This window comes from Pseudonocardia sp. NPDC049154 (assembly GCF_040648315.1).
Lineage (GTDB): Bacteria > Actinomycetota > Actinomycetes > Mycobacteriales > Pseudonocardiaceae > Pseudonocardia.
In genome coordinates this window covers 1-23,380 of sequence record NZ_JBEZDN010000097.1, presented here as the reverse complement: position 1 = coordinate 23,380, position 23,380 = coordinate 1, and the positions used below count along the sequence as shown (strand labels likewise).

The window sequence follows — 23,380 nt, the reverse complement described above, 5'->3', positions numbered from 1 at the left end:
GCGAGTCGGCACTTCTGACACTGCGAGTCGGCACTTCCACGTGTCCGAACCGCACATCCCGGGAGGTCCCGACATGTGCGGTTCGGTCGACCGGAAATGCCGACTCGCGGGACGGGGTCAGACGGTGGCGGGGGCGGCCTCGCTCGCGGTCAGGTTCTTCCCGTTCTTCGGGTCGAAGACCTGCAGCTTCGAGGTGTCCACCCACACGTCGACCGGCCGGCCCTCGGTGGCGTGCGAGGCGGCGGAGAACCGGGTGACCAGCGAGCCCGCGTCGCCGCCCGGGACGTCGGTGGTTCCGGCGTCGGCGGCGAGCTCGGCGAGCTCGTCCGAGGTCGCCTGCTCGTCCACCGTGAAGTAGACGAACTTGTCCGAGCCCATGGACTCCAGCACGTCGACCTGCGCGGTGAAAATCGAACCCTGCGCGCGCAGGCCCTCGTCGACCAGGGCGGCGTCCTCGAAGTGCTCCGGCCGGATGCCGACGATCACGTCCCGCTCCACCTGCGCCGCGGACAGCGTCTGGCGCAGCCGGTCGTTCACCGCCAGGTCGCCGAGGGCCGTGCGGAGCGTGTCGTTCTCCAGCCGCGCCGGCAGGAAGTTCATGGCCGGCGAGCCGATGAACCCGGCCACGAACAAGTTGGCGGGCTGGTCGTAGAGGTGCTGCGGCGAGCCGATCTGCTGCACCACGCCGCTGCGCATGACGACGATCCGGTCGCCCAGCGTCATGGCCTCGGTCTGGTCGTGCGTGACGTAGACCGTCGTCGTCTCCAGCCGCTGCTGCAGCTTGGAGACCATCGTCCGCATCTGCACGCGCAGCTTGGCGTCGAGGTTCGACAGCGGCTCGTCCATCAGGAAGGCCTTGGGGCTGCGGACGATCGCGCGGCCCATCGCGACGCGCTGCCGCTGGCCGCCGGACATGTTGGCGGGCTTGCGGTCCAGGTGCTGGGTGAGGTCGAGGATCTTCGCGGCGTCGGTGACCTTGCGGTCGATCTCCGCCTTGTCGACCTTGGCCAGCTTGAGCGGGAAGGCCATGTTCTCCCGCACCGTCATGTGCGGGTAGAGCGCGTAGGACTGGAACACCATCGCGATGTCGCGGTCCTTCGGCGCGCGCTCGTTCATCCGGTTACCGCCGATGCGCAGCTCCCCCTCGGAGATGTCCTCGAGGCCCGCGATCATGTTGAGGGTCGTGGACTTCCCGCAGCCGGAGGGCCCGACGAGGATGATGAACTCGCCGTCGGCGATCTCGATGTTGACGTCGTCGGCGCCGAGGGTGCCGTCGGGGTACCGCTTGTAGACGTGGTCCAGGACGATGTCGGCCATCGGGTTATCCCTTCACTGCGCCGGAGGTCAGCCCGGCGACGATCCGGCGCTGGAAGAACAGCACGAAGACGATGATCGGAATGGTGAGCAGCACGGCCGCGGCCGCGATCGACCCGGTCGGCTCGGCGAACTGCGAGGCGCCGGTGAAGTTCGCGATCGCCACCGTGGCCGTCTGGGAGCGGCTCGTCGAGGTCAGCGAGATCGCGAACAGGAAGTCGTTCCAGCAGAAGATGAACACGAGGATCGCCGTGGTGAACACGCCCGGCGCGGCCAGCGGGACGATGACCGAGCGGAAGGCCTGCAGCGGCGTGGCGCCGTCCATCTTCGCCGCCTTCTCCAGCTCCCACGGAATCTCCCGGAAGAAGGCGGAGAGCGTGTAGATCGCCAGCGGCAGCGCGAACGTGATGTACGGCAGGATCAGCCCGAGCCAGGTGTCGAAGATGCCGATCCCGCGGAAGATGTCGAACAGGGGGCTCACCAGCGAGATCTGCGGGAACATCGCGATCAGCAGCGAGACGCCGACCAGCACCTTCTTGCCCGGGAAGTCCAGCCGGGCGATGGCGTACGCCGCCATGGTCCCGATCACCACGGCCAGCACCGTCGAGATCAGCGCGATCCCGATGGAGTTGACCAGGGCGGACGTGAAGAGCCCGATCTGGAAGATCTGCGCGTAGTTGTCGAGGGTCCAGGCTCGCGGGAAGAAGTTCCCGTCCGTGATCGTGTCGGTGGTCTTGAAGCTCAGCGACAGGATCCACAGCACCGGCACCAGCGCGTACAGCAGCACGACCAGGTCGGCCACGGCCCACCAGGTCTTCTTCTGCCCCTCGGACATGCCCGCGCCCTTGGACGACCCCTTCGCCGGGGCGGCCGGCCGGGACTCCACTGCGGTGGCCATCAGCGCTTCCCCTCGTCGGACCCGGGTGCCGCGGCCCCGAACAACTTGATGAACAGGAACGCGATCAGCGCGACGGCGATGAAGATGAGCACGCTGATCGCCGAGCCGATGCCCAGGTTGAAGGCCTTGAACAGGTTGTCGTAGCCCAGCATCGACACCGAGCCGGTGCCGTTGGAGCCCTGCGTGAGGATGTAGATGTTGTCGAAGACGCGGAAGGCGTCGAGCGTGCGGAACAGCAGCGCGACCAGGATGGCCGGCTTCATCATCGGCAGGATGATCCGGGTCAGCCGCTGCCACGGGCCGGCGCCGTCGACCTGGGCGGCCTTGAGCAGGTCGTCCGGCACGAGGGCGAGGCCGGCCATCAGCAGCAGCGCCATGAACGGCGTGGTCTTCCAGACCTCGGCCAGGATGATCAGCAGGATCGCCGACACCTGCCCGGTCAGCGGCGCGGCGCCCTCGGGCAGCATCGCCGCCAGGTAGCCCTTGTCCGGCGTCCAGGCGAACTGCCAGCTGAACGCCGCGACGACCGTGACGATGCCGTACGGGATGAGCACGACGGTCCTGGTCAGGCCGCGCCCGACGATCGTGCGGTGCATGATCAGCGCCAGCGCCAGGCCGAGCACGAACTCGATCGCCACCGAGACGATCGTGATGATCATCGTGACCAGGAAGGCGCGCCACCAGTACTCGCTGGAGAGCACGGCGGCGTAGTTGGACAGCCCGGCGAAGCTCCGCTCGGCCGGGAACCGCAGGTCGTAGCGTTGCAGCGACAGCCAGATCGCGTAGATGATCGGGTACGCCGTGACCGCGACCATGATGATCGCGGCGGGCGCGCAGAGCAGGAGCCCGAGCCGCCGCTCCGCCTTCTTGCCCTCGGACAGCGCGGGCTTGCCCTTGCGGTGCGCCCCGCCCTGTTGCTCGGTCTGCTGCTTCGTCGCGGCCGCGAGGGCCCCGCTGTCGATACTCACGGCACCAGCCCTTCCGAGTTCTGCGCGCGGACGATCTGGTCGGCGAGCTCGGCCGGGACCGCGGCGGGGTCGATGTCCGCGGGCGGGTTGAGCAGGTCCGAGATCACGATCGAGATGCTCTGGTAGGCCGGGGTCTTGGGCCGCACGCTCGCGTTGTCCAGCGACTCCTTGATCGCCTGCCAGGCCGGGTACTCCTGCTGGAAGGACGGGTCCGAGTACAGCGCCTCCAGCGTCGGCGGGACGCCGCCGTCGACGGCGTTGCGCAGCTGGTTCTCCCGGTTGCGCAGGCACTGCACGGCCTCGAACGCCAGGTCCTTGTGCAGCGAGGTGCTGCTCACGCCGAGGTTCAGGCCGCCGATGGTGACCTTGGCGGGCTCGCCCGGGTTCACCGACGGGTACGGCGCCCACGCGAACTCGTCGACGACCTGGCGTCCGGTGTCCGTCGCGGCGGGCTTGCCCTGCTCGTCGATGAAGGTGCCGCCACCGCCGCCGTCCGGCGGCGGGGTGTTGATGGAGGCGTAGACGAACGGGTAGTTGATCTGGAACGCGGCGGTGCCGGCCTCCATGGCGAGCCGGCCGTCGTTCTCCTTGGCCACCGACAACGACGGGTCGGACGCCGGCGACGACGCCACCCGCTTCATGATCGTCGCGGCCTGCTCGGCGTCGCCCGCGCCGGGCTGCTCGGCGATGAGGACCTTGCCGTTCTCGTCGACGATCTGGCTGCCGGCGCTGTTGACCAGCGTGTTGAACCAGACCGTGAGGCCCTCGTACTGGGCGCCCTGCACCTCGATGTAGGAGGGCAGGCCCCGCTGCTGCAGCGCCTCGGACATCTGGATCATCTCGTCCCACGTCGTCGGCGGCGTGGGGGCGAGGTCCTTGCGGTACCAGAGGATCTGGGTGTTCGTGTTGAGCGGCGCCGCCCACAGGTCGCCCTGGTAGGTGCCGGTCTCGAGCGGTCCGGCCAGGGTGCCCTGCTCGATCTGGCTCCGAACGGCGGGCGGGAACTTCTCCAGCCAGCCGGCCTTGGCGAACTCGGCGGTCCAGGTGACGTCGATGCCGACGATGTCGACCGAGGTGTCGCCCGCGACGAGCCGGCGGGCCAGCTGGAGCCGCTGGTCGTCCGCGCCCTTCGGGAGGGTCTGCTGGGCGATCGTGTACCGGCCGTTCGCGGCCGTGGTGCAGTCCGCGGCGGCCTCGGCGTACTGCGTCGCGCCGTCCGCCGGGGTGTAGAAGTTCAGCGTCGGCGGCCCGGCCGCCTCGGCCCCGCAGCCGGCCAGGACCGCCGCGGCGAGCACCACGCCGCCGGCGGCCGCCCAGCGGCCTCGCCCGCGACGCCGTCTGCGACGCCGCACCTCGGCTCCCCCGGCCCGCGTGCCCGGCGGCTGCCCCATTCCGGCCTCCCGTTCCGGCGACCCCGGGCAGCCGGTACGGGAGCAGCGGCGCGGCATCGCACAGTCGTGTGACCCCGATCACGAGCGGCGATCGGTACGGGAAACCTATGTCGGCTCCGGGCACCCCGCAATCCGAGATCGCGGCAGTGACCAAGCCGAGACCTGATCAGACCGAAATGGACACCAACGGCGGAGTCCGGCTTGCGGTCAGGCGCCCGTGGCGGTACCCATCGCCAGCTTCGCCAGCAGCTCGCGGGCCTTCTCCGCGTTGCGCGGCTGGCACAGCACGTCGTACCGGCCGGCGACCATCTGGCTGGCCGAGGTGAAGTCGCGGCGGCCACGGGTGCCCCAGTACTGGGCCGCCGCGAAGGCCAGGCCGAACACGATGCCGCCGAGCAGTGCGACCACGATCCGGACGACGCCGCCGCCGCCCGTGCTGAACAGGCTGAGCAGCAGGCCCACGAACAGACCGAACCAGGCGCCGGAGGCCGCGCCCGAGAGGAGCACGCGGCCCCAGGTCAGCCGCCCGACGATCCGCTCGACGAGCATCAGGTCGACGCCGACGATCGTCACGTCCCGCACGGGGAAGTCGCTGTCGGCGAGATGGTCGACCGCCCGCTGCGCCTCCTCGTAGGTGGCGTACGAGCCGACCGGCCATCCGGTGGGCGGGGTGGGCAGATTGGGCAGGCCCGGCGCGGGCTGTCCGCTTCCGCCGAACGGGGTGGTCACGGGCTCTCTCCTCGGTACGGCCGACTGGACACCTCGGACATCTCGGTGCCCATGATGTCAACGACCGGGACCGCGCCGAAGTGCCCTCCGCGCTGGTCACGATAAGGCACGCCATCGCGTCCGCTGCCGGCACGCCGGTGATCACGCGTTCCGCACCCGGCGACGTGACCGGCCGCCGAACGCACGAACGGCACTGTCGTGCGGTAGGTCCGCGCGAAAGTGCCGTTCGTGCACCTCTCAGCGGGAGCGGTACTCCTTGAGCAGGCCGCGGGAGATGATCGTCTTCTGGATCTCGCTGGTGCCCTCGCCGATCAGCAGGAAGGGCGCCTCGCGCATCAGGCGCTCGATCTCGTACTCCTTCGAGTACCCGTAGCCACCGTGGATGCGGAAGGCCTCCTGGGTCACCTCGGCGCAGTACTCGCTCGCCAGCAGCTTCGCCATGCCGGCCTCGACGTCGTTGCGCTCGCCGCGGTCCTTGAGCCGGGCCGCGTTGACCATCATCAGGTGGGCCGCCTCGACCTTGGTGCCCATCTCGGCCAGCTTGAACGCGATGGCCTGGTGCTCCGCGATCGGCTTGCCGAAGGTGGCGCGCTGCTGCGCGTACTCCACGGCCAGCTCGAAGGCGCGGATCGAGATGCCGCAGGCGCGGGCCGCGACGTTGACGCGGCCGACCTCGACGCCGTCCATCATGTGCGAGAAGCCCTTGCCGGCCTCCCCGCCCAGGATCTGTGCGGCCGGGATGCGGAAGCCGTCGAACACCGCCTCGGTGGTGTCGACGCCCTTGTACCCCATCTTGTCGATCTTGCCGGGGATGGTGAGCCCGGGGACGACCTCGCCGAAGCCGGACGGCTTCTCCACCAGGAACGTGGTGAGGTTCTGGTACGGCTTCGGCTGCCCCAGGTCCGTCTTCACCAGCAGCGCGATCAGGTTCGACGAGCCGCCGTTGGTCAGCCACATCTTGGCGCCGTCGATGACGTAGTCGTCGCCGTCCTGCTTGGCGCGGGTCTTGATCGCCGCGACGTCCGAGCCGAGGTCCGGCTCCGACATCGAGAAGGCGCCCCGGGTCTCCCCCAGCGCCATCTGCGGCAGGTACTTCTGCTTCTGCTCCTCGGTGCCGTGGTGCATCAGCATGTAGGCCACGATGAAGTGGGTGTTGATCACGCCGGAGACGCTCATCCAGCCGCGCGCGATCTGCTCGACGACCAGGGCGTAGGTCAGCAGGGACTCGCCCAGGCCGCCGTACTCCTCGGGGATGGTGAGGCCGAAGAGCCCCATCTCCTTCATCCCGTCGACGATGTCCTGCGGGTAGGCGTCCGCGTGCTCGAGGGCGGTCGCGTGCGGGATGATCTCCTTGTCCACGAACGTGCGGACGGTGGAGATGATCTCCTCCTGCACGTCCGTGAGACCGGCGGTCTGGGCCAGGCGGGCCATGGTGCCTCTCCTCGTCGAGTCGGGTCAGGGGCCGCTCAGGCCTCCGGCGGGGTCCACTTGTCGGTGCGCTGCATACCCGCGGCGCGGCCCTTGCCCGAGATCACCAGGGCCATCTTGCGGGAGGCCTCGTCGATCATCTCGTCGCCGAGCATCGCGGCGCCGCGCTTGCCGCCCGCCTCGGAGGTGAACCAGTCGTACGCGTCGAGGATGTTCTCGGCGTGGTCGTAGTCCTCCTGGGAGGGGCTGAAGACCTCGTTGGCCGCGTCGATCTGGCCGGGGTGCAGCACCCACTTGCCGTCGAAGCCCAGCGCGGCGGAACGGCCGGCGACGCGCTTGAAGCCGTCGACGTCCTTGATCTGCAGGTACGGACCGTCGATGGCCTGCTTGTCGTGCGCGCGGGCCGCCATGAGGATCGACATGAGGATGTGGTGGTAGGCGTCGCCGACGTCGTAGCCGGGCGGCTGCTCACCCACGACCAGGGACTTCATGTTGATCGACGCCATGAAGTCGGCCGGGCCGAAGATGATCGTCTCGACGCGCGGGCTGGCGGTGGCGATCTCGTTGACGTTGGTCAGGCCCAGCGCATTCTCGATCTGCGCCTCGATGCCGATCTTGCCGACCTCGTAGCCCATGGTCTTCTCGATCTGCGTGAGCAGCAGGTCGAGCGCGACGACCTGCTGCGGCGTCTGCACCTTCGGCAGCATGATCGCGTCGAGGTTCGCGCCGGCGCCCTCGACGACCTCCGTGACGTCCCGGTAGGTCCACTCGGTGGTCCAGTCGTTGACCCGGACCACGCGGGCCTTCTCGCCCCAGCCGCCCTCGTTCAGCGCGGCGACGATCGTCTTCCGCGCGCCCGGCTTGGCCAGCGGCGCGCACGCGTCCTCGAGGTCGAGGAAGACCTGGTCCGAGTCCAGCGTCCGGGCCTTGTCGATGAACTTCTGGCTCGAACCGGGAACCGCCAGGCAGGACCGGCGGGGGCGGAGCGGGCGGGTGCTCTCGGACGTCACTGTCGTACTCCTCGTCGCTGATCGGGGCCGCTACGGATGCTGGCACGTCCCGGCGCCGAGCGCGCCGTCAGGTGATTGGTTTCTCACCCACGCAAGGTGGACGCGGGTTACCGGCCGGTACCGCCCCCTCCGACCGGACGGTCCGTGCGGGTGGGGCGTTGCGAGGGGGCCGGGCCGAGCGGGTGTGCGAGCGGGACGGCTCGCCCGGGCGCTCAGGGGAGGGCGGTGAGCTCGCCCCGGGAGACCGGGACCACCCCGCCCCGGACGGTGGTGGCGACCGCCCGGCCGTCCTCGGCCTTCACCTCGACGTCGAGCCGGGAAGGGCGGCCGATCTCGGCGCCCTGCGCGATGGTGAAGCGCGACGTGCCGTCCGGGACGAGCAGCCCGCGGTCGGTGAGGAACACCCCGAGCGCGACGGCGGCGGAGCCGGTCGCGGGGTCCTCGTCCACCCCGACCCCGGCGCCGAACATCCGCAGGTGCACGTGCCCGGCGTCGCCGGACACGCTCGCCACGACCAGCCCGGTCAGCCCGGCGGTCTGTGCCCGCACCCCCTCTGCATCGGGCACCGCGCGGGCCACGGCGTCGGGCCGCACCAGGAGGAACGCGAACGGCACACCCGCCGCGGCGACGCCCGGGGCGGCGGCGCCGTCGACGTCGTCGGGGGTCAGCCCGGCCGCGGCGGCGAGCAGGGCGGCGTCCAGGTCCTCCCCCACCTCGGGCCGGCCGCCCGCGACGCGCGCGCCGTCGGCGTCGACCGCGACGGGCAGCAGCCCCGCGCCGCACTCCTGGACGACGTCGCCGTGCCGGATCGCGCCGTCCCGCGCGAGCGCCCAGGCCGCGCCGACGCTCGGGTGCCCCGCGAACGGGAGCTCGACGGCCGGGGTGAAGATCCGTACCCGGTAGTCCGCGTCGGGCGTGGTCGGCGGCAGGGTGAACACCGTCTCGGAGAGGTGGAACTCGGCGGCGATCGCCTGCATCGCCTCGCCGGAGGGCTCGTGCTGCTCGCAGCGGACCACGGCGAGCGGGTTGCCCGCATACGGGCGGTCGGTGAACACGTCCACGACGTCGAAGCGGAGGGTCGGCACGGGACGGAGACTAGGGCCGACCGAGGGAACCGGGCGGGCGCGCGGCTGCGCCGTCCGACGGCCGTCGCCGAACGGCGGCCGTCCGGTCCCGTCACGGCGTCCTGGGCTGTGCGCCGGACCACACGAGGACGGACCCCATGGCCCTGCTGCGTGGGGTCACCGGCTACGTCGCGCACGCCGTGCTGCTGGCCTGGTGGCTGTGGATTGTGCTCTCGACGGCGCCGCAGCTGCGCCGGGGCGTCCGGGACCGGCGGACCCGCACCCAGGTCCTGATGATCAAGTCCGCGGCCCTCGTCACCGCGGCGCTCCTCGTCGGCGTCATCCACTTCTGGGCCACGGACTGGTGGCAGGTCCTCGTGGCGCTGCCGGTGGCCGTCGTGATCGGGATCGCGCTGCACCGCGCCTACCGCAGACTGGTGGCGCCCGCCCGGCACCGGCTGACGATCGTCCGCCGGGCCCGGCGCATCCGGTCGTCCTGACCGGTCCGACCCGGCCTCCACCTGGGGTGACGGCCTAGTCTGTGCCCCATGGGCGCGGCGCGGATCTTCGTGGCACGGATGGCGGGCCTCGCCGTGTTCGGGCCCGACGGGGAGCGGATCGGCAAGGTGCGCGACGTCGTCGCCACCCTGCGGCTCGACGCCACCCCGCCGCGGGTGCTGGGCCTCGTGGTCGAGCTGTCCAGCCGGCGGCGCATCTTCGTGCCCATGCTGCGCGTGGCCGACGTCGATCCCGCCGCCGTCACCCTGGCCAGCGGCTCGGTGAGCCTCTCCGGCTTCCACCAGCGCCCCAACGAGACGCTCGTGCTCGGCCAGATGCTCGACGCGCCGGTCACCGTGCGCGAGTCGGGCGAGCCCGCCGCCGTGGTCGACGCCGCGATCGAGCCGACCCGCAGCCGGGACTGGATGGTGAGCCGGCTGGCCCTCCGCACGGGACCGCGGCGGCTGGGCCGGCGCAGCCCCGTGCAGGTCCTGCCGTGGAGTGCCGTCCAGGGGCTGACCCTGTCCGACCGGCAGGGCACCGAGGGCCTCCTCGCCGTGTTCGACTCGATGCGCCCGGCCGACGTCGCCGCGGCGCTGTCCGAGCTGCCCCGCAAGCGCCAGCGGGAGGTCGTCGACTCGCTCGACGACGAGCGGCTGGCCGACGTGTTCGAGGAGCTGTCGGAGAACGACCAGCGCGTGCTGTTCGCGCACCTGGACTCCGAGCGCGCCGCGGACGTCCTCGAGGCCATGGCGCCCGACGACGCCGCCGACCTCCTCGGCGAGCTCGACGACGAGGAGGCCGGCCGGCTGCTCGCGCTGATGGAGCCCGAGGAGTCCGAGCCCGTCCGGCGGCTGATGACCTACGAGGCGCGCACCGCGGGCGGTCTGATGACCCCGGAGCCGATCGTGCTGCGGCCCGACGCGACGGTGGCCGAGGCGCTCGCGCACGTGCGGAACCCGGACGTCCCTCCGGCGCTGGCGAGCATGGTGTTCGTCTGCCGCCCGCCGAGCGCCACGCCGACCGGTCGCTACCTGGGCTGTGTGCACAGCCAGCGGCTGCTGCGCGAGGCGCCGTTCGAGCTGGTCGCGGGGCTGGTCGACAGCGAGCTCGCCCGGCTGGAGCCCGACGCCTCGATCGAGGAGATCACCCGCTACTTCGCCACGTACAACCTGGTGGCGGGCCCGGTCGTCGACCCGGAGGACCACCTGCTGGGCGCGGTCACCGTCGACGACCTGCTCGACCACCTGCTGCCGGAGGGCTGGCGGGACCAGCCGACCCTCGGGCACGTCGAACCCGAGGTCGGCGAGCTCGCACGCAACGGGACGGGACCCGACGGGTCCGGACGGACGGGGGCCGCCGATGCCTGAGCTGCAGACCGGCCGCCGCCTCGACCAGCCGCTGCTCGGCCGGCGGCGGATCGAGTTCGACCCGGACGGCTTCGCCAGCGCCGCGGAGCGCATCGCGAGGTACCTCGGCACCGGTCGCTACCTGGGCATCCAGACCGTGGTCGTGCTCGTGTGGATCGGGCTGAACCTGGTCAGCTGGCGGCTGCAGTGGGACCCGTACCCCTTCATCCTGCTCAACCTGGCCTTCTCCACCCAGGCGGCGTATGCGGCGCCGCTGATCCTGCTTGCGCAGAACCGGCAGGACGACCGGGACCGCATCGCCCTCGAGGAGGACCGGCGGCGCGCCGAGCGCACGAAGGCCGACACGGAGTACCTCGCCCGCGAGCTCGCCGCGCTGCGCCTCGCGATCGGCGAGGTCGCCACGCGGGACTACCTGCGGGGCGAGCTCGAGCGGGTCACGCAGAGCCTCGAGACGACCGTCGACGCCGCGGTCCGCGGCGAGGAGCCCGACCGGCGGCCGGAGAAGCGGGAGGCGAAGCCCCGCCGCCGCTGACCCGCGAGCCGCGCCGTCGCCCCCAGGAGTCGCGCTGTCGCCCCCACGAGTCGCGGGCTCAGGTCACGACGAGCCGGGAGCAGATGCGCTCCAGCGCCGCCAGATCGTCCGCGTCGAGCCGCGTGGCGAAATGGCTGGTCACCCCCCGCAGGTGGGTGCGCGAGGCGGTCCGCAACCGGTCCAGGCCCGCCGGCGTGAGTCCCGCGGCGACCCCCCGGCCGTCGGACTCGACCCTCGTGCGGCGCACGAGCCCGGCGCGTTCCAGCCGGTCGACCAGCCGGGTCACCCCGGACCGCGAGAGCAGCACGGCGTCGGCCAGCTCGGTCATGCGCAGCCGTCTCCCGGGCGCCTCGGCGAGCTGGACCAGCACGTCGTAGGCCGCCAGCGAGAGCTCCTGCTCCGCGACGAGTTCGGTCTCCAGCGCCCGGGTGATCGTGGCGTGCGCCCTCAGGAACGCCCGCCACGACGCCATCTCCTCCGGCCTCGGCACGACCTGCCCCGACCGGTCCTTCCCCCCGTGCGCGGACCGCGTGGTGCGCAGGCCGTCCGAGCCAGCCCGCCCTTCGGCGATGTCCGTCACGCTCGTAGATGCTACGGACGCGAGAGCGGGCGCGGGACCGCACGTAGCATGGGAGGGGACAGGCCGTGACCGTACTCGCGGCACTCGTCGACGAGGAAGGTTCAGCGGAGACCCAGATGTCCCTCATGGGAAACACCAGCACCGAGACCGTCGAGCAGGCGATCCGCGCCGCGCTGAGCAAGGTCGAGGACCCCGAGATCCGCAAACCGATCACCGAGATCGGCATGGTCAAGGGCGTCACGGTGTCCCCGGACGGCGTGGCCCAGGTGGGCGTCTACCTCACGGTCGCGGGCTGCCCGATGCGGGAGACCATCAACCGCCGGGTGACCGACGCCGTGTCCGCCGTGCCCGGCGTGAGCGAGGTCCGCGTCGAGCTGGACGTGATGAGCGACGAGCAGCGGACCGCCCTGCGCCGGCAGTTGCGCGGCGACTCCGACGAGCCGGAGATCCCGTTCGCCCAGCCCGGCTCGCTGACCCGCGTGTACTGCGTGGCGTCGGGCAAGGGCGGCGTCGGCAAGTCCTCGGTCACGGTCAACCTGGCCGCGGCGATGGCCGCGAAGGGCCTGCACGTCGGCGTGGTCGACGCGGACATCTACGGGCACTCGGTCCCGCGGATGCTCGGCGCGGCGGACCGGCCGACCAAGGTCGAGAACATGATCATGCCGCCGCAGGCGCACGGCGTGAAGGTCATCTCGATCGGCATGTTCGTCGCCGACAACACCCCCGTCGTGTGGCGCGGCCCGATGCTGCACCGCGCGCTGCAGCAGTTCCTGGCGGACGTGTTCTGGGGCGACCTGGACGTCCTGCTGCTGGACCTGCCCCCGGGCACCGGCGACATCGCGATCTCGACCGCGCAGCTCATCCCGAACGCCGAGCTGCTGGTGGTCACCACCCCGCAGCAGGCGGCGGCCGAGGTGGCCGAGCGGGCGGGCTCGATCGCGCTGCAGACCCGGCAGCGGATCGCCGGGGTCGTCGAGAACATGTCGTGGCTGGAGATGCCCGACGGCTCGCGGATGGAGGTCTTCGGGTCGGGCGGCGGCCAGACCGTCGTCGACCGGCTGACCCAGGCCCTCGGCGCGCAGGTCCCGCTGCTCGGGCAGGTCCCGCTCGAGCCGGGCGTGCGCGAGTGCGGCGACTCCGGCACCCCGATCGTGCTGCGCAGCCCCGAGACCGCGGCCGCCCAGGTCCTGAACGGTATCGCCGACAAGCTCACGGTCCGCTCCCGCGGCCTGGCGGGCATGAGCCTGGGCCTCTCCCCGGTCCGCCGCTGACGGACGGGACGGCACCGACCCACAACGAACGGTGCTCTCGCTCAGACCTGGTGAGCGACAGCGCCGTTCGTGTGTCCGGGCCCGGATGAACGAGCGGCGCTCCCGCTCACACTCAGTGAGCGAGAGCGCCGTTCGCCGTGATCAGACCGCGCTCGCCAGCGCCTTGGTCCAGAGCGCCAGGCCCTCGTCGACCTGCTCGGCGGTGGTGATGAGCGGCGGGATGAACCGCACGACGTTGCCGAACGGGCCGCAGGTCAGCAGCAGCAGGCCCTGCTCGGCGGCGGCCGCGTGGGCCTTGACGGCCGTGGCGGTGTCCGGCGAGCCGTCCGGCGCCGTGAACTCGACGGCGACCATCAGGCCGAGGCCGCGGACGTCGCCGACCTGCTTGACGTCCGCCGAGGCGTGGCGCAGGCCCTCGAGCAGCCGGCGGCCCTGGACGGCGGCGTTCTCGACCAGGCCCTCCTCCTGCACCACGTCGAGGGTGGCGAGCGCGGCGGCGCAGGCCACGGCGTTGCCGCCGTAGGTGCCGCCCTGCGAACCCGGGCGCGCCTTGCTCATCAGCTCGCGCGAGGCGGCGATGCCGGACAGCGGGAAGCCGCTGGCCAGGCCCTTGGCCGTGATGAGGATGTCCGGGGTGACGCCCTCGGCGTGCTGGTGTCCCCAGAACTTCCCGGTGCGGCCGAAGCCGGTCTGCACCTCGTCGGCGATCAGCAGGATGCCGTGCCGGTCGGCGCGCTCGCGCAGCCCGCGCAGGAAGGCCGGCGGGGTGGGCACGTAGCCGCCCTCGCCGAGCACCGGCTCGATGATGAACGCCGCGACGTCGGCCGCCGGGGCGGTGCTCACGAGCTGGCGGTCGAGCTCGGCCAGCGCGAACTCGACGGCCTGCTCCTCGCTCCAGCCGTAGCGGTAGGCGTAGGGGAACGGCGCGAACACCGCTCCGCCCATCAGCGGCCCGTTGCCGGAGCGGATCTTGGCGCCCGAGGTGGTGAGCGCGGCGGCGCCCATCGTGCGGCCGTGGAAGCCGCCGTCGAAGGCCAGGATCAGCGGCCGGCCGGTGGCGTGCCGGGCGAGGCGCACCGAGGCCTCGACGGCTTCGGAGCCCGAGTTGAGGAAGAAGACGCTGTCGAGCGCCGGCGGCAGCACGTCGCCGAGCCGGTCCACGAGCTTGAGCAGCGGCTGGTGCATCACGGTGGTGTACTGGCCGTGGATCAGCGTGCCGACCTGCTCCTGCGCCGCCGCGACGACCTTCGGGTGGCAGTGCCCGGTCGAGGTGACGCCGATCCCGGCCGTGAAGTCCAGGTGCCGGCGCCCCTCGGTGTCGTAGAGGTAGACCCCCTCGCCGCGCGCGGCCTGGACGGGCGTGGCCTGGGTGAGGACCGGGGACAGCTGTGCCATGGAACTCCGCTCCACGAGTCGATGATTGTCGTGTTGTCGACAATCTCAGGGAACCATGCCGGACCGTACCCCGGCAAGGGGGACTACCCCGACAAGAGCCCGACGACGGCGACCAGCACCGGGGCGCTGACGATCGTCGTCGTCAGCGCGGCGTCGCGGCCCAGCCGGACGCCCTCGTCGAAGCGCACGGCGTAGCCGAAGACGTTCTGCGCGGTGGGCAGCGCCGCACACACCACGACCGCGGTCAGCGCGGGTCCGGCCAGCCCCAGCACCAGACCGCCGAGTACGAGCGCGAGCAGCGGGTGCACCAGGTTCTTCAGCACCACGACACACCAGAGCGAGGGCCCGACCTCGCCGGTGCCGGGGCGCGCGGCCCCGCGCAGCGAGATCCCGAACGCCAGGAGCATGCCGGGCACCGCGAGGTCGGCGATGAGCTGGAGGGGCGCCATGACCGGTTCGGGCGGCAGCCAGCCGGTCGCCGAGACGATCAGCCCCGCCGCCGTCGCCATCGCGATCGGGTTGCGCAGTGGCGCCGTCAGCGTGCGGACCCAGGAGGTGCGCTCGCCGGACACCACGTCGAGCACGGTCGTGTAGAGCGGGGTGAGCACGGCGAGCTGGAACAGCAGCACCGGCGCGACGGCGGCGGCGTCGCCCAGCGCGTAGGTGGCGATGGGCAGGCCGAGGTTGCCGGCGTTGACGTAGCCGCTGGCCATCGAGCCGATGGCCGTCTCCCCCGGCGGCCGCCGCCGCGCCAGACCGACCGGCAGGTAGAGCAGGCAGGCGAGCGTGCTGGTCGCCGCGGTGACGACGAGCGCCGACGAGAACACCGCGCCGACGTCCGCCCGCGCGAGCGTGACGAACAGCAGCGCGGGCGACGCCACGAAGAACGCGGTACGGGAGAGCACCTGGGTGGCCGACGGGCCGAGCACACCGGCCCGGCCGATGCCGTAGCCGACGGCGATGACCACGCCGATGACGAGGAAGCCTTCGAGGATGCCCGTCACGAGCGCGCGAGGAAGCCGGTCACGTGTTCCGAGGCTACGGCCGGGGCGGGCTCCGCGGCAGGTCTCCCGCCGCAGGTCACAGGCGGTCGTGCGCGACAACTGCCCCTCTAGGCGCAGTTGCCGCGCACGGGGTCAGGCGGGCAGGGCGGGAGGGGGCGCCACGTCGAGGATGCGCGAGACGGCGTCGGCCATGTGGGCCTCGAGGACCCGGGTCATGAGCTCGGCGTCGCCGGCGGCGAGGGCGTCGCGCAGCGTGCGGTGCTCGGCGAGCAGGTCCTCCGACGGCGGGGCGGTCTGCTGCAGGGCGGCCAGGCACATCCGCGTCTCCACCAGCAGCGTCCGCGACATCCGGTGCAGCCGCGGGCTGCCCGACGCGGCCACGAGCTCGGCGTGGAAGTCGTGGTCGGCGTCGGCCAGCGCGACGGCGTCGCCGGCGGCCGCCGCGGCCTCCATCGCCGCGATCGCCGCGGTCAGCCGGGCGACGGCCGGGCCGCGGTCGGGCTCGGCGAGCAGGAGCAGCGCGGCGGCCCGCTCGACGGCCGTGCGGGCGGTGTAGACGTCCCGCACGTCGGCGGCGTCGAGGTCGCGGACGAAGAGCCCGCGGTGCCGCTCGCTGCGCAGCAGCCCCTCGGCGACCAGCCGCTGCATGGCCTCGCGCAGCGGCCCGCGGCTCACCCCGAGCCGCGCCGCCAGGTCGACCTCGCCCAGCTGGGTGCCGGGCGGGAAGGTGCCGCGCATGATCGCCGCCCGGATGCGGTCGGCGACGATCGCGGCCGTCGACCGGCGGTCGATGGGCTCCAGGTCGCCCATCCGGATCTCGGTAACGTGGCCCGCACCCGCCATGGCCTCAGCCCGCCTCCGGGCCGGCGGCAAAGAGCGCGCCGAGTCCCGTCCGTGCCCGGTCGGCCCCGGCGAGCCGCAGCCCCTGCCACACGCTGACCTGGTTGGCCGTGAGCACCGGCTTGCCCACCCGCTCGTCGAGCCGGTCGAGGACGTCGATCGTGTGCAGCGCGGTGTCCGGCATGAGGATCGCCTGCGCCCCGGCGGCGGCCGGGTCACCGGCGACGGCCGCGGCGAACTCCAGCACGACGTCGTCGGTCAGGGTCCCGACCTCGGCCGCGGTGATGATCCCGCGCGAGGTCAGGGTGAGGACGCGGATCCCGGCCTTGCCGAGGAACTCGACGAACCGCTCGGCCACGTCGTCCGGGTAGGTGGCGCCGACGGCGACGGTGTCGACCCCGAGCCGGCGGCAGGCGTCGACGAAGGCGAACGACGTGCTCGACGCCGGCACCCGGGCGACCTCCTGCAGGGCCTTGACCTGCGCCGTCGCGCCGTCCCAGCCGAACACGAAGGAGCCGGAGGTGCAGGCCCAGATGATCGAGTCCAGCGGTCCGGCCGAGGCGGCGACGGCCTTGGCGCCGTCGGCCAGGATGTCCTCGGAGCCCACGTCGAGCAGGGCGTCGACGCGGTGCGCGTCCTCCCGCATCAGGGTGTGCACGAGCGGGAGCCGGCTGCCGTCGCCGAGCAGCTGCTCGGCGCGCGGGTAGTCGTCCTCGGCGGAGTACCCCGGGTACAGGATCCCGACGGTCGGGGTCACGGGGGCGGTCTGTGTCACGGGCGGTCCTCGCGGGTCGGGCCGGGCAGGTTGTCGACAATCGTACAAGCCTGCCCCGGCCGGGTCACGCCACCGAGCGCTGCAACGGGACCTCGAGCAGCCGCCCGCCGCCGACGGCCTGCCGGCCGATGGCGCGCAGCGAGGCCCACATCGTGACCTGGTTCGCGGTGATCACCGGCTTGCCCAGGGCCTGCTCGAGGGGCTCGATGATGTCGTAGGTGGGGAGGTTGGTGCAGCTGATGAACAGCGCGTCGGCCTCGGGCCGGTCGACCGCCTTGACGATCGACACGACCTGCTCGTAGCCGACCCGCCAGATGTTGCCGAGCAGCCCGAGACCCTCGCTCGCGACGGTGCTCACACCGCTGTCGGCGAGGTAGGTCACCAACCGGTCGGTGACCGCGGCGATGTACGGCGTGGCGATGGCCAGGTTCTGCACGCCGAGCAGGTGCAGGGCGTCGACCAGGGCGCCGCTGGTGGTCGTGGCCTCGGGGGCGCCCGCCTCGATCATCGTCCGGCGGAGCACGAACTCGCCCGCCACGCCGCTGACGAAGCTGCCCGACGTGCACGCGAACGTGACCACGCCGGGCCGCGGCGTGAGCACGTCCCGGGTCGCCCGTCGCACCGCCCGCCGGTCGCCGACCGCGACGGCCATCTCGACCGTGACCGGCGTGGTGAAGAACGGCAGCCGGGTCAGGTACAGCGAGACGTCGTCCGGCGCCCAGCGCCAGAGCTCGCGGTCCAGCGCGAAGTCGAACGGGGCGACGACGCCGACCCCCGGTGTCTCGTCGCTCGCCTCGTCGGTGTCCGACGCGGAGCCGTGGTGGGCATCCGGGTCGACGAGACCGACGGAGAGTTCAGCGGGCATCGTGCTACTCCACTCGAACGCCCCGAGTAGACCGCCCTACTCGGAGGAACCCTCGGGGAGCCGCTCGTACACGAGCCGCTCTCCCACGCTGCCGGACCGCCACACGTCGTGACACGCCTCCGCCATCGCCGGCAGATTCTCCACGATCATGGCGTAGACGTTGCCGGGGACCCACCCCACGTCGCCGTTGAGCAGGAGGTTGTTCCGGCCGTAGAAGATGGCCAGGTCGATGCCGCCCGCGGCCTGATCGATGTCCTGGTCCTCCTTGAAGGAGGCGTCGAGCATGCCGCCGTGGAAGTCGAAGTAGCAGACGTCGCCCGGGATGGGGGTGACCGTCGGGTTCTCCTGGCCGATGGTCGGGCCGAAGCGCGGGACGATCGAGTAGACCTCGTTGCGGGCGTACTTCGCGTGCTGCGCCGGACCACCCAGCGGGCCGTCGGCCAGCGCCTCCCAGACCGCGGCGGTGGTCCGCGGGGCCTCCTTCTCGAGCAGCTCGGCCACGCAGGACACTCCGCGGCGCTCGAGGCTGATCCGGATGAACTTGGGCAACGCACACACCTCATACGGCGACAGGCAGCAGGACACCCCCGCGCAGGACGCGGATTGTTGACAATCATACGAGCGCTTCCTAGCGTGTCAATCGCCTCCCCCGCTTCCGGAAGGATCTTCGGCGTGCCCGTTCCCGCAGGTCAGCCCGTCATCGCCGTGCTGACCGGAGACGACCCACCGATCGGCCTCGACGAGCGCGCGGAGGGCGCCGAGATCCGTCTCGCCGGCCCGTCCGAGCTGGCCGGGGCGTTGTCGGGGGCGGACGTCCTGCTCGTCTGGGACTTCCTGTCCCCCGCAGTGCCCGACGCGTGGCGCGCCGCCGACACCGGCGCCGTCCGCTGGGTCCACACGGCCAGCGCCGGCGTGGACAAGGTCACGTTCCCGGAGATCCTGGAGCACCCCGCGCAGATCACGAACGCCCGCGGCGTCTTCGACCGGCCGATCGCGGAGTACGTGACCGGCGTGGTGCTGGCCTTCGCCAAGGACCTGCCGACCACACTGCGGCTGCAGGGCCGCCGCGAGTGGCGGCACCGCGAGACGTCCGCGGTGCACGGCCGCACCGCGGTCGTGGTCGGCAGCGGGCCGATCGGGCGGGCCATCGCGGACATGCTCGGCGCCGTCGGGCTGCGCACCGAGCTCGTCGGCCGCCGGGCCGGCGAGGGCGTGCACGCCTTCGACGCGTTGCCCGGGCTCCTCCCCTCCGCCGACGTCCTCGTGCTGGCCGCCCCGCTCACCGACGCCACCCGCGGGATGCTCGACAAGGCCGCCCTGGACCTGCTGCCGGACACCGCCCGGGTGGTCAACGTCGGCCGCGGCGGGCTCGTCGTCGAGCAGGACCTCGTCGCCGCGCTGCAGGGCGGCCGGATCGCCGGCGCCGCGCTCGACGTGTTCGAGACCGAGCCGCTGCCCGCCGACTCGCCGCTGTGGGAGATGGCGAACGTGATCGTCTCCCCGCACATGTCCGGCGACGTCGTGGGGTGGCGGGGCATGCTGGTGGACCAGTTCCTGGCGAACCTCGCGCGCTACCGGGCGGGCGAGCCGCTGCACAACGTCGTCGACAAGAGCCTCGGATACGTGAAAGGCACCTCGTGAGTACTGCTGACCTCTCCGCCACCGAGCTGCTCGCGGGCTACGAGAAGGGCGAGATCTCCCCGGTCCAGGCCACGCAGGACGCGTTGGACCGCATCGAGGAGCACGACGCGAAGGTCAACGCGTACACGCTGGTCGACGCCGACTCGGCGCTGGCCTCCGCCCGCGAGTCGGCGGAGCGGTGGCAGGCGGGCACTCCGGTCGGCCCGCTCGACGGCGTGCCGACCTCGATCAAGGACATCCTGCTCACCAAGGGCTGGCCGACCACGCGCGGCTCGTGGGTCGCCGTGCAGCCCGAGCCGTACGACGTCGACGGCCCGCCGGTCGCGCGGGTCCGCGAGGCCGGTGCCGTGCTGCTCGGCAAGGTGACCACGCCGGAGTACGCGTGGAAGGGCGTCACGGACTCGCCGCGCTGGGGCGTGACCACCAACCCGTGGGACGCCACGAAGACCGCGGGCGGCTCCTCCGGCGGGTCCTCCGCGGCCGTCGGGCTCGGGATGGGGGCGCTGTCGCTCGGGACGGACGCGGGCGGCTCCGTCCGGATCCCCGCCGCGTTCACCGGCACGGTCGCGCACAAGTCGACCTACGGCCGCGTCGCGCACCACCCGGGCAGCCCGTTCGGCACGCTGGCCCACGTCGGCCCGATGACCCGCACCGCGCTCGACGCCGCGCTGCTGCTGGACGTGATCGCCGGCTTCGACGCCCGCGACCCCTGGCTGCTCGACGCCCCGCCGCGCCCCTACGCCGAGCAGGCGACGGACGGTGTCGCGGGGCTGCGGATCGCGATCAGCCCCACGCTCGGCTACGTCGACGTGCACCCGGACGTGAGGTCCGCCTTCGAGGCCGCCGCCGAGGTGTTCGCGCGGTTGGGCGCGACCGTCGAGCGCGCGGACCCCGGCTTCTCGGACTGCGTGGAGCCCTTCCACGTCCTGTGGTTCGCCGGCGCGGCCAAGTGCCTCGAGCCGTATTCCGCCGAGCAGCGGTCGCGGATGGACCCGGCGCTGGTGGAGATCGCCGAGCAGGGGGCGCGGTACTCCGCGACCGACTTCCTGGGCGCCATGGCGGTGCGCAACGACATGGGCTCGCTGATGGGCGCCTTCCACCAGGAGTACGACCTGCTGCTCACCCCGACGCTGCCGATCCCGGCCTTCGAGGGCGGCCGCGAGACGCCGTCCGGTGAGGGGCGCTGGACGAGCTGGACCCCGTTCACCTACCCCTTCAACATGACCCAGCAGCCGGCCGCGAGCGTGCCCTGCGGGTTCACGAGCGAGGGGCTGCCGGTGGGCCTGCAGATCGTCGGGCCGCGGCACGCCGACGGCCGCGTCCTGGCCGCCGCCCACGCCTACGAGCAGGCCACCGACCACCACAAGCAGGTGCCGACCCTGCTCGGGTGACCCGGCTCAGGTGGCGTCGGGGTCGATCGGGGGGCGCTCGTCGGGGGCGAGCCGCTCGACGGGCCTCGCCGCCGGCGGGGCCGCGGGCGCGGTGTCGCTCGTGCCGCCGTGGGACCCGTTGCTGCCGTTGGCGCGCAGGGTGTTCACACCCAGCGGGTCCGGGTCGTCGTCGAACAGGGTGCGGCGCACGGCGGTGCGGGGGTTGAAGTTGCGCAGGCCGCGCAGGTCCTCGAGCGGCTTGCGCAGCTCGTCGAACTCCGGGCCCAGCTCGTTGCGCAGCTTCGTCTGCGCGCCGGTGGCGTACTCGCGCACCTGACGGACCGTCTTGCCGAGCCATGCCGCGGCGGACGGCAGCCGCTCGGGGCCGAGGATGAACAGCCCGGCCACGACGAGGACGAGGATCTCTCCCCAGCCGACGCTGTCGAACACGGGCCCAGCCTACGCGGTGTCAGTCCGACGCCAGCGTGGCGTTGACCGTCAGCGGCCGCCCGTCCCGCACGAGCTGGATCGGGACGACGTCGCCGGGGTTCTTCTCGCGCACCGCCACGATCAGCTCGTCGGCCCCCGCGATGTCCCGGTCGCCGACCTTGACGATCACGTCGCCCTCGACGATCCCGGCGCCGGCGGCCGCCCCGCCCGCCACGACGTTCTGCACCTGGGCGCCGTCGGCCTGCCCGTCCGTCACCGACCGGACGTTGACGCCGAGGTCGGCGTGGGTGACCCGGCCGGTCCGGACGAGCTCCTCGGCGATGGTGCGCGCGGTCTCGATCGGGATGGCGAAGCCGAGCCCGATCGAGCCGCCCTCGGACTGCCCCGATCCGCCGAGGCTGCGGATCGCCGTGTTGATCCCGACGACGGCCCCGGTCGAGTCCACGAGCGCGCCGCCGGAGTTGCCGGGGTTGATCGCCGCGTCCGTCTGCACGGCGTCGATGACCGCGACGTCGTTGCCGTCGCCGTCGAGCCGGACCGGGCGGTCGAGCGCGCTGACGATGCCGGTGGTGACGGTCCCGGCGAGCCCCAGCGGCGAGCCGATCGCGATCACCGCGTCGCCGACGGCGAGCGACCCGGAGGACCCGAACTGGGCGACCGTCGGGTTCGTGACCTGCACCTTCACCACGGCGAGATCGGTCTTGGGGTCGCGGCCGACGATCGCGGCAGGGGCCCGGCTGCCGTCGCTGAACACGGCCTGGACGGTGGAGCCCTGGGCGTCGGCGGCCGGCGCGACGACGTGGTTGTTGGTGAGGATGTAGCCCGCCGGGTCGATGACCACGCCGGAGCCGGTGCCGCCCTGCTGGCCCACCTTGATGTCGAGCGAGACGACGGCGGGCAGCACCCGGGCGGCGATGTCCGAGACCGAGCCGGGCGGCCGTTCCTTGCCCTCGATGGTGGTGGTCAGCGTGGCGCCGGGCTCGGTGAGCGAGTTCGCGCCCTCCGCGGTGTACCGGCCGACCAGGCCGCCGAGCGCGCCGATCAGGAGCGCGAGCACGCCGAGGATCGCGAGCGCCTTCGGCTCGACGCGGCGGCCGAACAGCACCTCACGGACGCTGAGCCGGGCGCCGGGTCCCGGCTCGGGCTCGGGTGCCGCGTCGCCCGCGGGCGGCGGACCGAGCTCGACCGGGCTCTCCGGGCGCCGCCACGGGTCCTCCCGGCCGTCCGTGCCGGCCGCGTCGCCGGTGGGCCAGAACGCGTCGTCGTCGCCGGGACGCTCACCGGCCGGGCCGGGCGGGCGCTGCAGGGTGGGCGCGTCGGCGCCGGGGCGGCCGAACGCGCTGGCCAGCGCCGCGGTGGGCGCGGGGGCGAGGGTGGAGCGGGCGCGCCCGTTGGTGGCGCCGCGGTCGGCGAAGGCGCCCTCGACGCCGCTCGGGCGGCCGAAGACCTCGGCGGAGTCCGGGTCGACGGCGGGCCGGTCCAGGCCGCGCGGCCCCAGCCGGGGCGGGTCCTCCCGGGGCGGCACGGCGGGGTCCGCCCCACCCGTCCCGCGCTCGTCGGCCGGGTCCTGCGCGTCGCTCATGGTGCGGACCAGCCTGCCCGACGGACGGTGAAGTCCGCGTAGCCGGGCGCGATCACCCCGCGATCAGCGCTCGGTGCGCGGCTCGCTCGCCGGTGCGGGCGGGGTCGGCACGGCGGACGGCGGCGTGCTGTTCCGGATCGCGGCGGGCTGGAAGGTGGCGCCCGTGCCGAGCCGGGCCGCGCCGTCCGAGCCGGCCGGGCCGCCCAGCACGCTGCCGCCGAGCACGCCGCGCTCGGGCTGGGCCGGCGCGCCGGGGGCGGACGAGGGCAGCACGCCGAAGGCGAGCGCGCCGAGCGCGAGGCCCGACGCCGCGGCTGCACCGACTCGTGACCCAACACCCTGCCGTCGAGGAACGCCTCCGGCATGATGTCGCAGACGATGCCGATGTGCTGGCCGTGCGGCGTG

At 72.8% G+C, this 23,380-nt stretch carries 24 protein-coding genes; 6 read left to right on the top strand and 18 right to left on the bottom strand.

What is annotated here, in order from left to right:
• Positions 1 to 117: 117 nt before the first annotated feature.
• The 8 genes from ugpC to AB0B41_RS31975 form a co-directional block, all read right to left on the bottom strand.
• Complete coding sequence (ugpC, locus tag AB0B41_RS32010; protein WP_358209973.1) at positions 118 to 1,317, bottom strand: sn-glycerol-3-phosphate ABC transporter ATP-binding protein UgpC; 1,200 nt, start codon at positions 1,315 to 1,317, stop codon at positions 118 to 120.
• A gap of 4 nt (positions 1,318 to 1,321) precedes the next feature.
• Positions 1,322 to 2,149 carry a carbohydrate ABC transporter permease gene (locus AB0B41_RS32005; protein ID WP_358209985.1) on the bottom strand — a complete coding sequence of 276 codons (828 nt, stop codon included), beginning with the start codon at positions 2,147 to 2,149 and terminating at the stop codon, positions 1,322 to 1,324.
• A 62-nt stretch (positions 2,150 to 2,211) separates the two neighbouring features.
• Complete coding sequence (locus tag AB0B41_RS32000) at positions 2,212 to 3,174, bottom strand: sugar ABC transporter permease (RefSeq protein WP_358209983.1); 963 nt, start codon at positions 3,172 to 3,174, stop codon at positions 2,212 to 2,214.
• Between the two features lie 2 nt (positions 3,175 to 3,176).
• On the bottom strand, positions 3,177 to 4,532 hold the full coding sequence (locus tag AB0B41_RS31995; RefSeq protein WP_358209971.1) for an ABC transporter substrate-binding protein: 1,356 nt from the start codon (positions 4,530 to 4,532) through the stop codon (positions 3,177 to 3,179).
• Positions 4,533 to 4,778: 246 nt separating this feature from the next.
• Complete coding sequence (locus AB0B41_RS31990; RefSeq protein WP_345380926.1) at positions 4,779 to 5,300, bottom strand: general stress protein; 522 nt, start codon at positions 5,298 to 5,300, stop codon at positions 4,779 to 4,781.
• Between the two features lie 237 nt (positions 5,301 to 5,537).
• Positions 5,538 to 6,731: an acyl-CoA dehydrogenase family protein gene (locus tag AB0B41_RS31985; protein WP_358209969.1), complete on the bottom strand. Its 1,194-nt coding sequence runs from the start codon at positions 6,729 to 6,731 to the stop codon at positions 5,538 to 5,540.
• Between the two features lie 35 nt (positions 6,732 to 6,766).
• Positions 6,767 to 7,738, bottom strand: a complete 972-nt coding sequence (locus tag AB0B41_RS31980) for a CoA ester lyase (protein WP_358209967.1) — start codon at positions 7,736 to 7,738, stop codon at positions 6,767 to 6,769.
• A 212-nt stretch (positions 7,739 to 7,950) separates the two neighbouring features.
• On the bottom strand, positions 7,951 to 8,823 hold the full coding sequence (locus tag AB0B41_RS31975) for a PhzF family phenazine biosynthesis protein (protein ID WP_358209965.1): 873 nt from the start codon (positions 8,821 to 8,823) through the stop codon (positions 7,951 to 7,953).
• Positions 8,824 to 8,960: 137 nt separating this feature from the next.
• On the opposite strand from AB0B41_RS31975, the gene AB0B41_RS31970 reads away from it, so the two are divergent.
• Genes AB0B41_RS31970 through AB0B41_RS31960 form a run of 3 tightly spaced genes read left to right on the top strand, consistent with a single transcriptional unit; the run spans position 8,961 to position 11,202 of the window.
• Positions 8,961 to 9,302: a hypothetical protein gene (locus AB0B41_RS31970; protein WP_358209963.1), complete on the top strand. Its 342-nt coding sequence runs from the start codon at positions 8,961 to 8,963 to the stop codon at positions 9,300 to 9,302.
• 48 nt (positions 9,303 to 9,350) lie between these two features.
• Entirely contained in the window at positions 9,351 to 10,670 is a 1,320-nt protein-coding gene (locus tag AB0B41_RS31965) for a CBS domain-containing protein (protein ID WP_358209961.1), read from the top strand.
• Positions 10,663 to 11,202 carry a DUF1003 domain-containing protein gene (locus AB0B41_RS31960; RefSeq protein ID WP_358209959.1) on the top strand — a complete coding sequence of 180 codons (540 nt, stop codon included), beginning with the start codon at positions 10,663 to 10,665 and terminating at the stop codon, positions 11,200 to 11,202. The genes AB0B41_RS31965 and AB0B41_RS31960 overlap by 8 nt, the downstream gene beginning before the upstream one ends.
• 58 nt (positions 11,203 to 11,260) lie before the next feature.
• Here AB0B41_RS31960 and AB0B41_RS31955 read toward each other — a convergent pair whose 3' ends face one another.
• The gene (locus tag AB0B41_RS31955; protein ID WP_051737110.1) at positions 11,261 to 11,674 is read right to left on the bottom strand and encodes a MarR family transcriptional regulator; all 414 of its coding nucleotides are present in this window, start codon (positions 11,672 to 11,674) and stop codon (positions 11,261 to 11,263) included.
• Between the two features lie 233 nt (positions 11,675 to 11,907).
• Here AB0B41_RS31955 and AB0B41_RS31950 point away from each other — a divergent pair, with 233 nt between their 5' ends.
• Complete coding sequence (locus AB0B41_RS31950) at positions 11,908 to 13,053, top strand: Mrp/NBP35 family ATP-binding protein (protein ID WP_358209981.1); 1,146 nt, start codon at positions 11,908 to 11,910, stop codon at positions 13,051 to 13,053.
• A gap of 141 nt (positions 13,054 to 13,194) precedes the next feature.
• Here the strand turns inward: AB0B41_RS31950 and AB0B41_RS31945 are convergent, their stop codons facing one another.
• From AB0B41_RS31945 to AB0B41_RS31920, 6 genes are all read right to left on the bottom strand, one after another.
• Entirely contained in the window at positions 13,195 to 14,448 is a 1,254-nt protein-coding gene (locus AB0B41_RS31945) for an aminotransferase class III-fold pyridoxal phosphate-dependent enzyme (RefSeq protein ID WP_358209957.1), read from the bottom strand.
• Between the two features lie 83 nt (positions 14,449 to 14,531).
• On the bottom strand, positions 14,532 to 15,452 hold the full coding sequence (locus AB0B41_RS31940) for an AEC family transporter (RefSeq protein WP_358209955.1): 921 nt from the start codon (positions 15,450 to 15,452) through the stop codon (positions 14,532 to 14,534).
• 132 nt (positions 15,453 to 15,584) lie between these two features.
• The gene (locus AB0B41_RS31935; protein ID WP_037043160.1) at positions 15,585 to 16,262 is read right to left on the bottom strand and encodes a GntR family transcriptional regulator; all 678 of its coding nucleotides are present in this window, start codon (positions 16,260 to 16,262) and stop codon (positions 15,585 to 15,587) included.
• Positions 16,263 to 16,299: 37 nt separating this feature from the next.
• A complete protein-coding gene (locus AB0B41_RS31930; protein ID WP_358209953.1) occupies positions 16,300 to 17,067 on the bottom strand; it encodes a maleate cis-trans isomerase in 768 nt (255 codons plus the stop codon).
• 64 nt (positions 17,068 to 17,131) lie between these two features.
• Positions 17,132 to 17,932 (bottom strand): Asp/Glu racemase, encoded by an 801-nt coding sequence (locus AB0B41_RS31925; RefSeq protein ID WP_358209951.1) that lies wholly within the window; start codon positions 17,930 to 17,932, stop codon positions 17,132 to 17,134.
• 36 nt (positions 17,933 to 17,968) lie between these two features.
• A complete protein-coding gene (locus tag AB0B41_RS31920; protein WP_358209949.1) occupies positions 17,969 to 18,481 on the bottom strand; it encodes a DUF3830 family protein in 513 nt (170 codons plus the stop codon).
• 180 nt (positions 18,482 to 18,661) lie between these two features.
• Between AB0B41_RS31920 and AB0B41_RS31915 the strand changes: the two genes are divergently transcribed.
• The gene (locus AB0B41_RS31915; RefSeq protein ID WP_358209979.1) at positions 18,662 to 19,573 is read left to right on the top strand and encodes a D-2-hydroxyacid dehydrogenase; all 912 of its coding nucleotides are present in this window, start codon (positions 18,662 to 18,664) and stop codon (positions 19,571 to 19,573) included.
• A complete protein-coding gene (locus tag AB0B41_RS31910; RefSeq protein ID WP_358209947.1) occupies positions 19,570 to 20,964 on the top strand; it encodes an amidase in 1,395 nt (464 codons plus the stop codon). Before AB0B41_RS31915 ends, AB0B41_RS31910 begins: the two co-directional genes overlap by 4 nt.
• Before the next feature lie 6 nt (positions 20,965 to 20,970).
• Here AB0B41_RS31910 and tatB read toward each other — a convergent pair whose 3' ends face one another.
• The 3 genes from tatB to AB0B41_RS31895 all read right to left on the bottom strand — a co-directional run bounded on the left by tatB (position 20,971) and on the right by AB0B41_RS31895 (position 23,248).
• On the bottom strand, positions 20,971 to 21,393 hold the full coding sequence (tatB, locus tag AB0B41_RS31905) for a Sec-independent protein translocase protein TatB (protein WP_358209945.1): 423 nt from the start codon (positions 21,391 to 21,393) through the stop codon (positions 20,971 to 20,973).
• 19 nt (positions 21,394 to 21,412) lie between these two features.
• Positions 21,413 to 22,975 carry a trypsin-like peptidase domain-containing protein gene (locus tag AB0B41_RS31900; protein ID WP_358209943.1) on the bottom strand — a complete coding sequence of 521 codons (1,563 nt, stop codon included), beginning with the start codon at positions 22,973 to 22,975 and terminating at the stop codon, positions 21,413 to 21,415.
• Between the two features lie 63 nt (positions 22,976 to 23,038).
• Entirely contained in the window at positions 23,039 to 23,248 is a 210-nt protein-coding gene (locus tag AB0B41_RS31895; RefSeq protein ID WP_358209941.1) for a hypothetical protein, read from the bottom strand.
• Positions 23,249 to 23,380: the final 132 nt, after the last annotated feature.

Bases quoted from the DNA above. Each gene is read 5' to 3' on its own strand.
- AB0B41_RS31955 (WP_051737110.1), bottom strand. From the start codon at position 11,674: ATGGCGTCGTGGCGGGCGTTCCTGAGGGCGCACGCCACGATCACCCGG.
- ugpC (WP_358209973.1), bottom strand. From the start codon at position 1,317: ATGGCCGACATCGTCCTGGACCACGTCTACAAGCGGTACCCCGACGGC.
- AB0B41_RS31985 (WP_358209969.1), bottom strand. From the start codon at position 6,731: ATGGCCCGCCTGGCCCAGACCGCCGGTCTCACGGACGTGCAGGAGGAG.
- AB0B41_RS31950 (WP_358209981.1), top strand. From the start codon at position 11,908: ATGGGAAACACCAGCACCGAGACCGTCGAGCAGGCGATCCGCGCCGCG.
- AB0B41_RS31945 (WP_358209957.1), bottom strand. From the start codon at position 14,448: ATGGCACAGCTGTCCCCGGTCCTCACCCAGGCCACGCCCGTCCAGGCC.
- AB0B41_RS31900 (WP_358209943.1), bottom strand. From the start codon at position 22,975: ATGAGCGACGCGCAGGACCCGGCCGACGAGCGCGGGACGGGTGGGGCG.
- AB0B41_RS31960 (WP_358209959.1), top strand. From the start codon at position 10,663: ATGCCTGAGCTGCAGACCGGCCGCCGCCTCGACCAGCCGCTGCTCGGC.
- AB0B41_RS31970 (WP_358209963.1), top strand. From the start codon at position 8,961: ATGGCCCTGCTGCGTGGGGTCACCGGCTACGTCGCGCACGCCGTGCTG.
- AB0B41_RS32005 (WP_358209985.1), bottom strand. From the start codon at position 2,149: ATGTCCGAGGGGCAGAAGAAGACCTGGTGGGCCGTGGCCGACCTGGTC.
- AB0B41_RS31925 (WP_358209951.1), bottom strand. From the start codon at position 17,932: ATGCCCGCTGAACTCTCCGTCGGTCTCGTCGACCCGGATGCCCACCAC.
- AB0B41_RS31965 (WP_358209961.1), top strand. From the start codon at position 9,351: ATGGGCGCGGCGCGGATCTTCGTGGCACGGATGGCGGGCCTCGCCGTG.
- AB0B41_RS31935 (WP_037043160.1), bottom strand. From the start codon at position 16,262: ATGGGCGACCTGGAGCCCATCGACCGCCGGTCGACGGCCGCGATCGTC.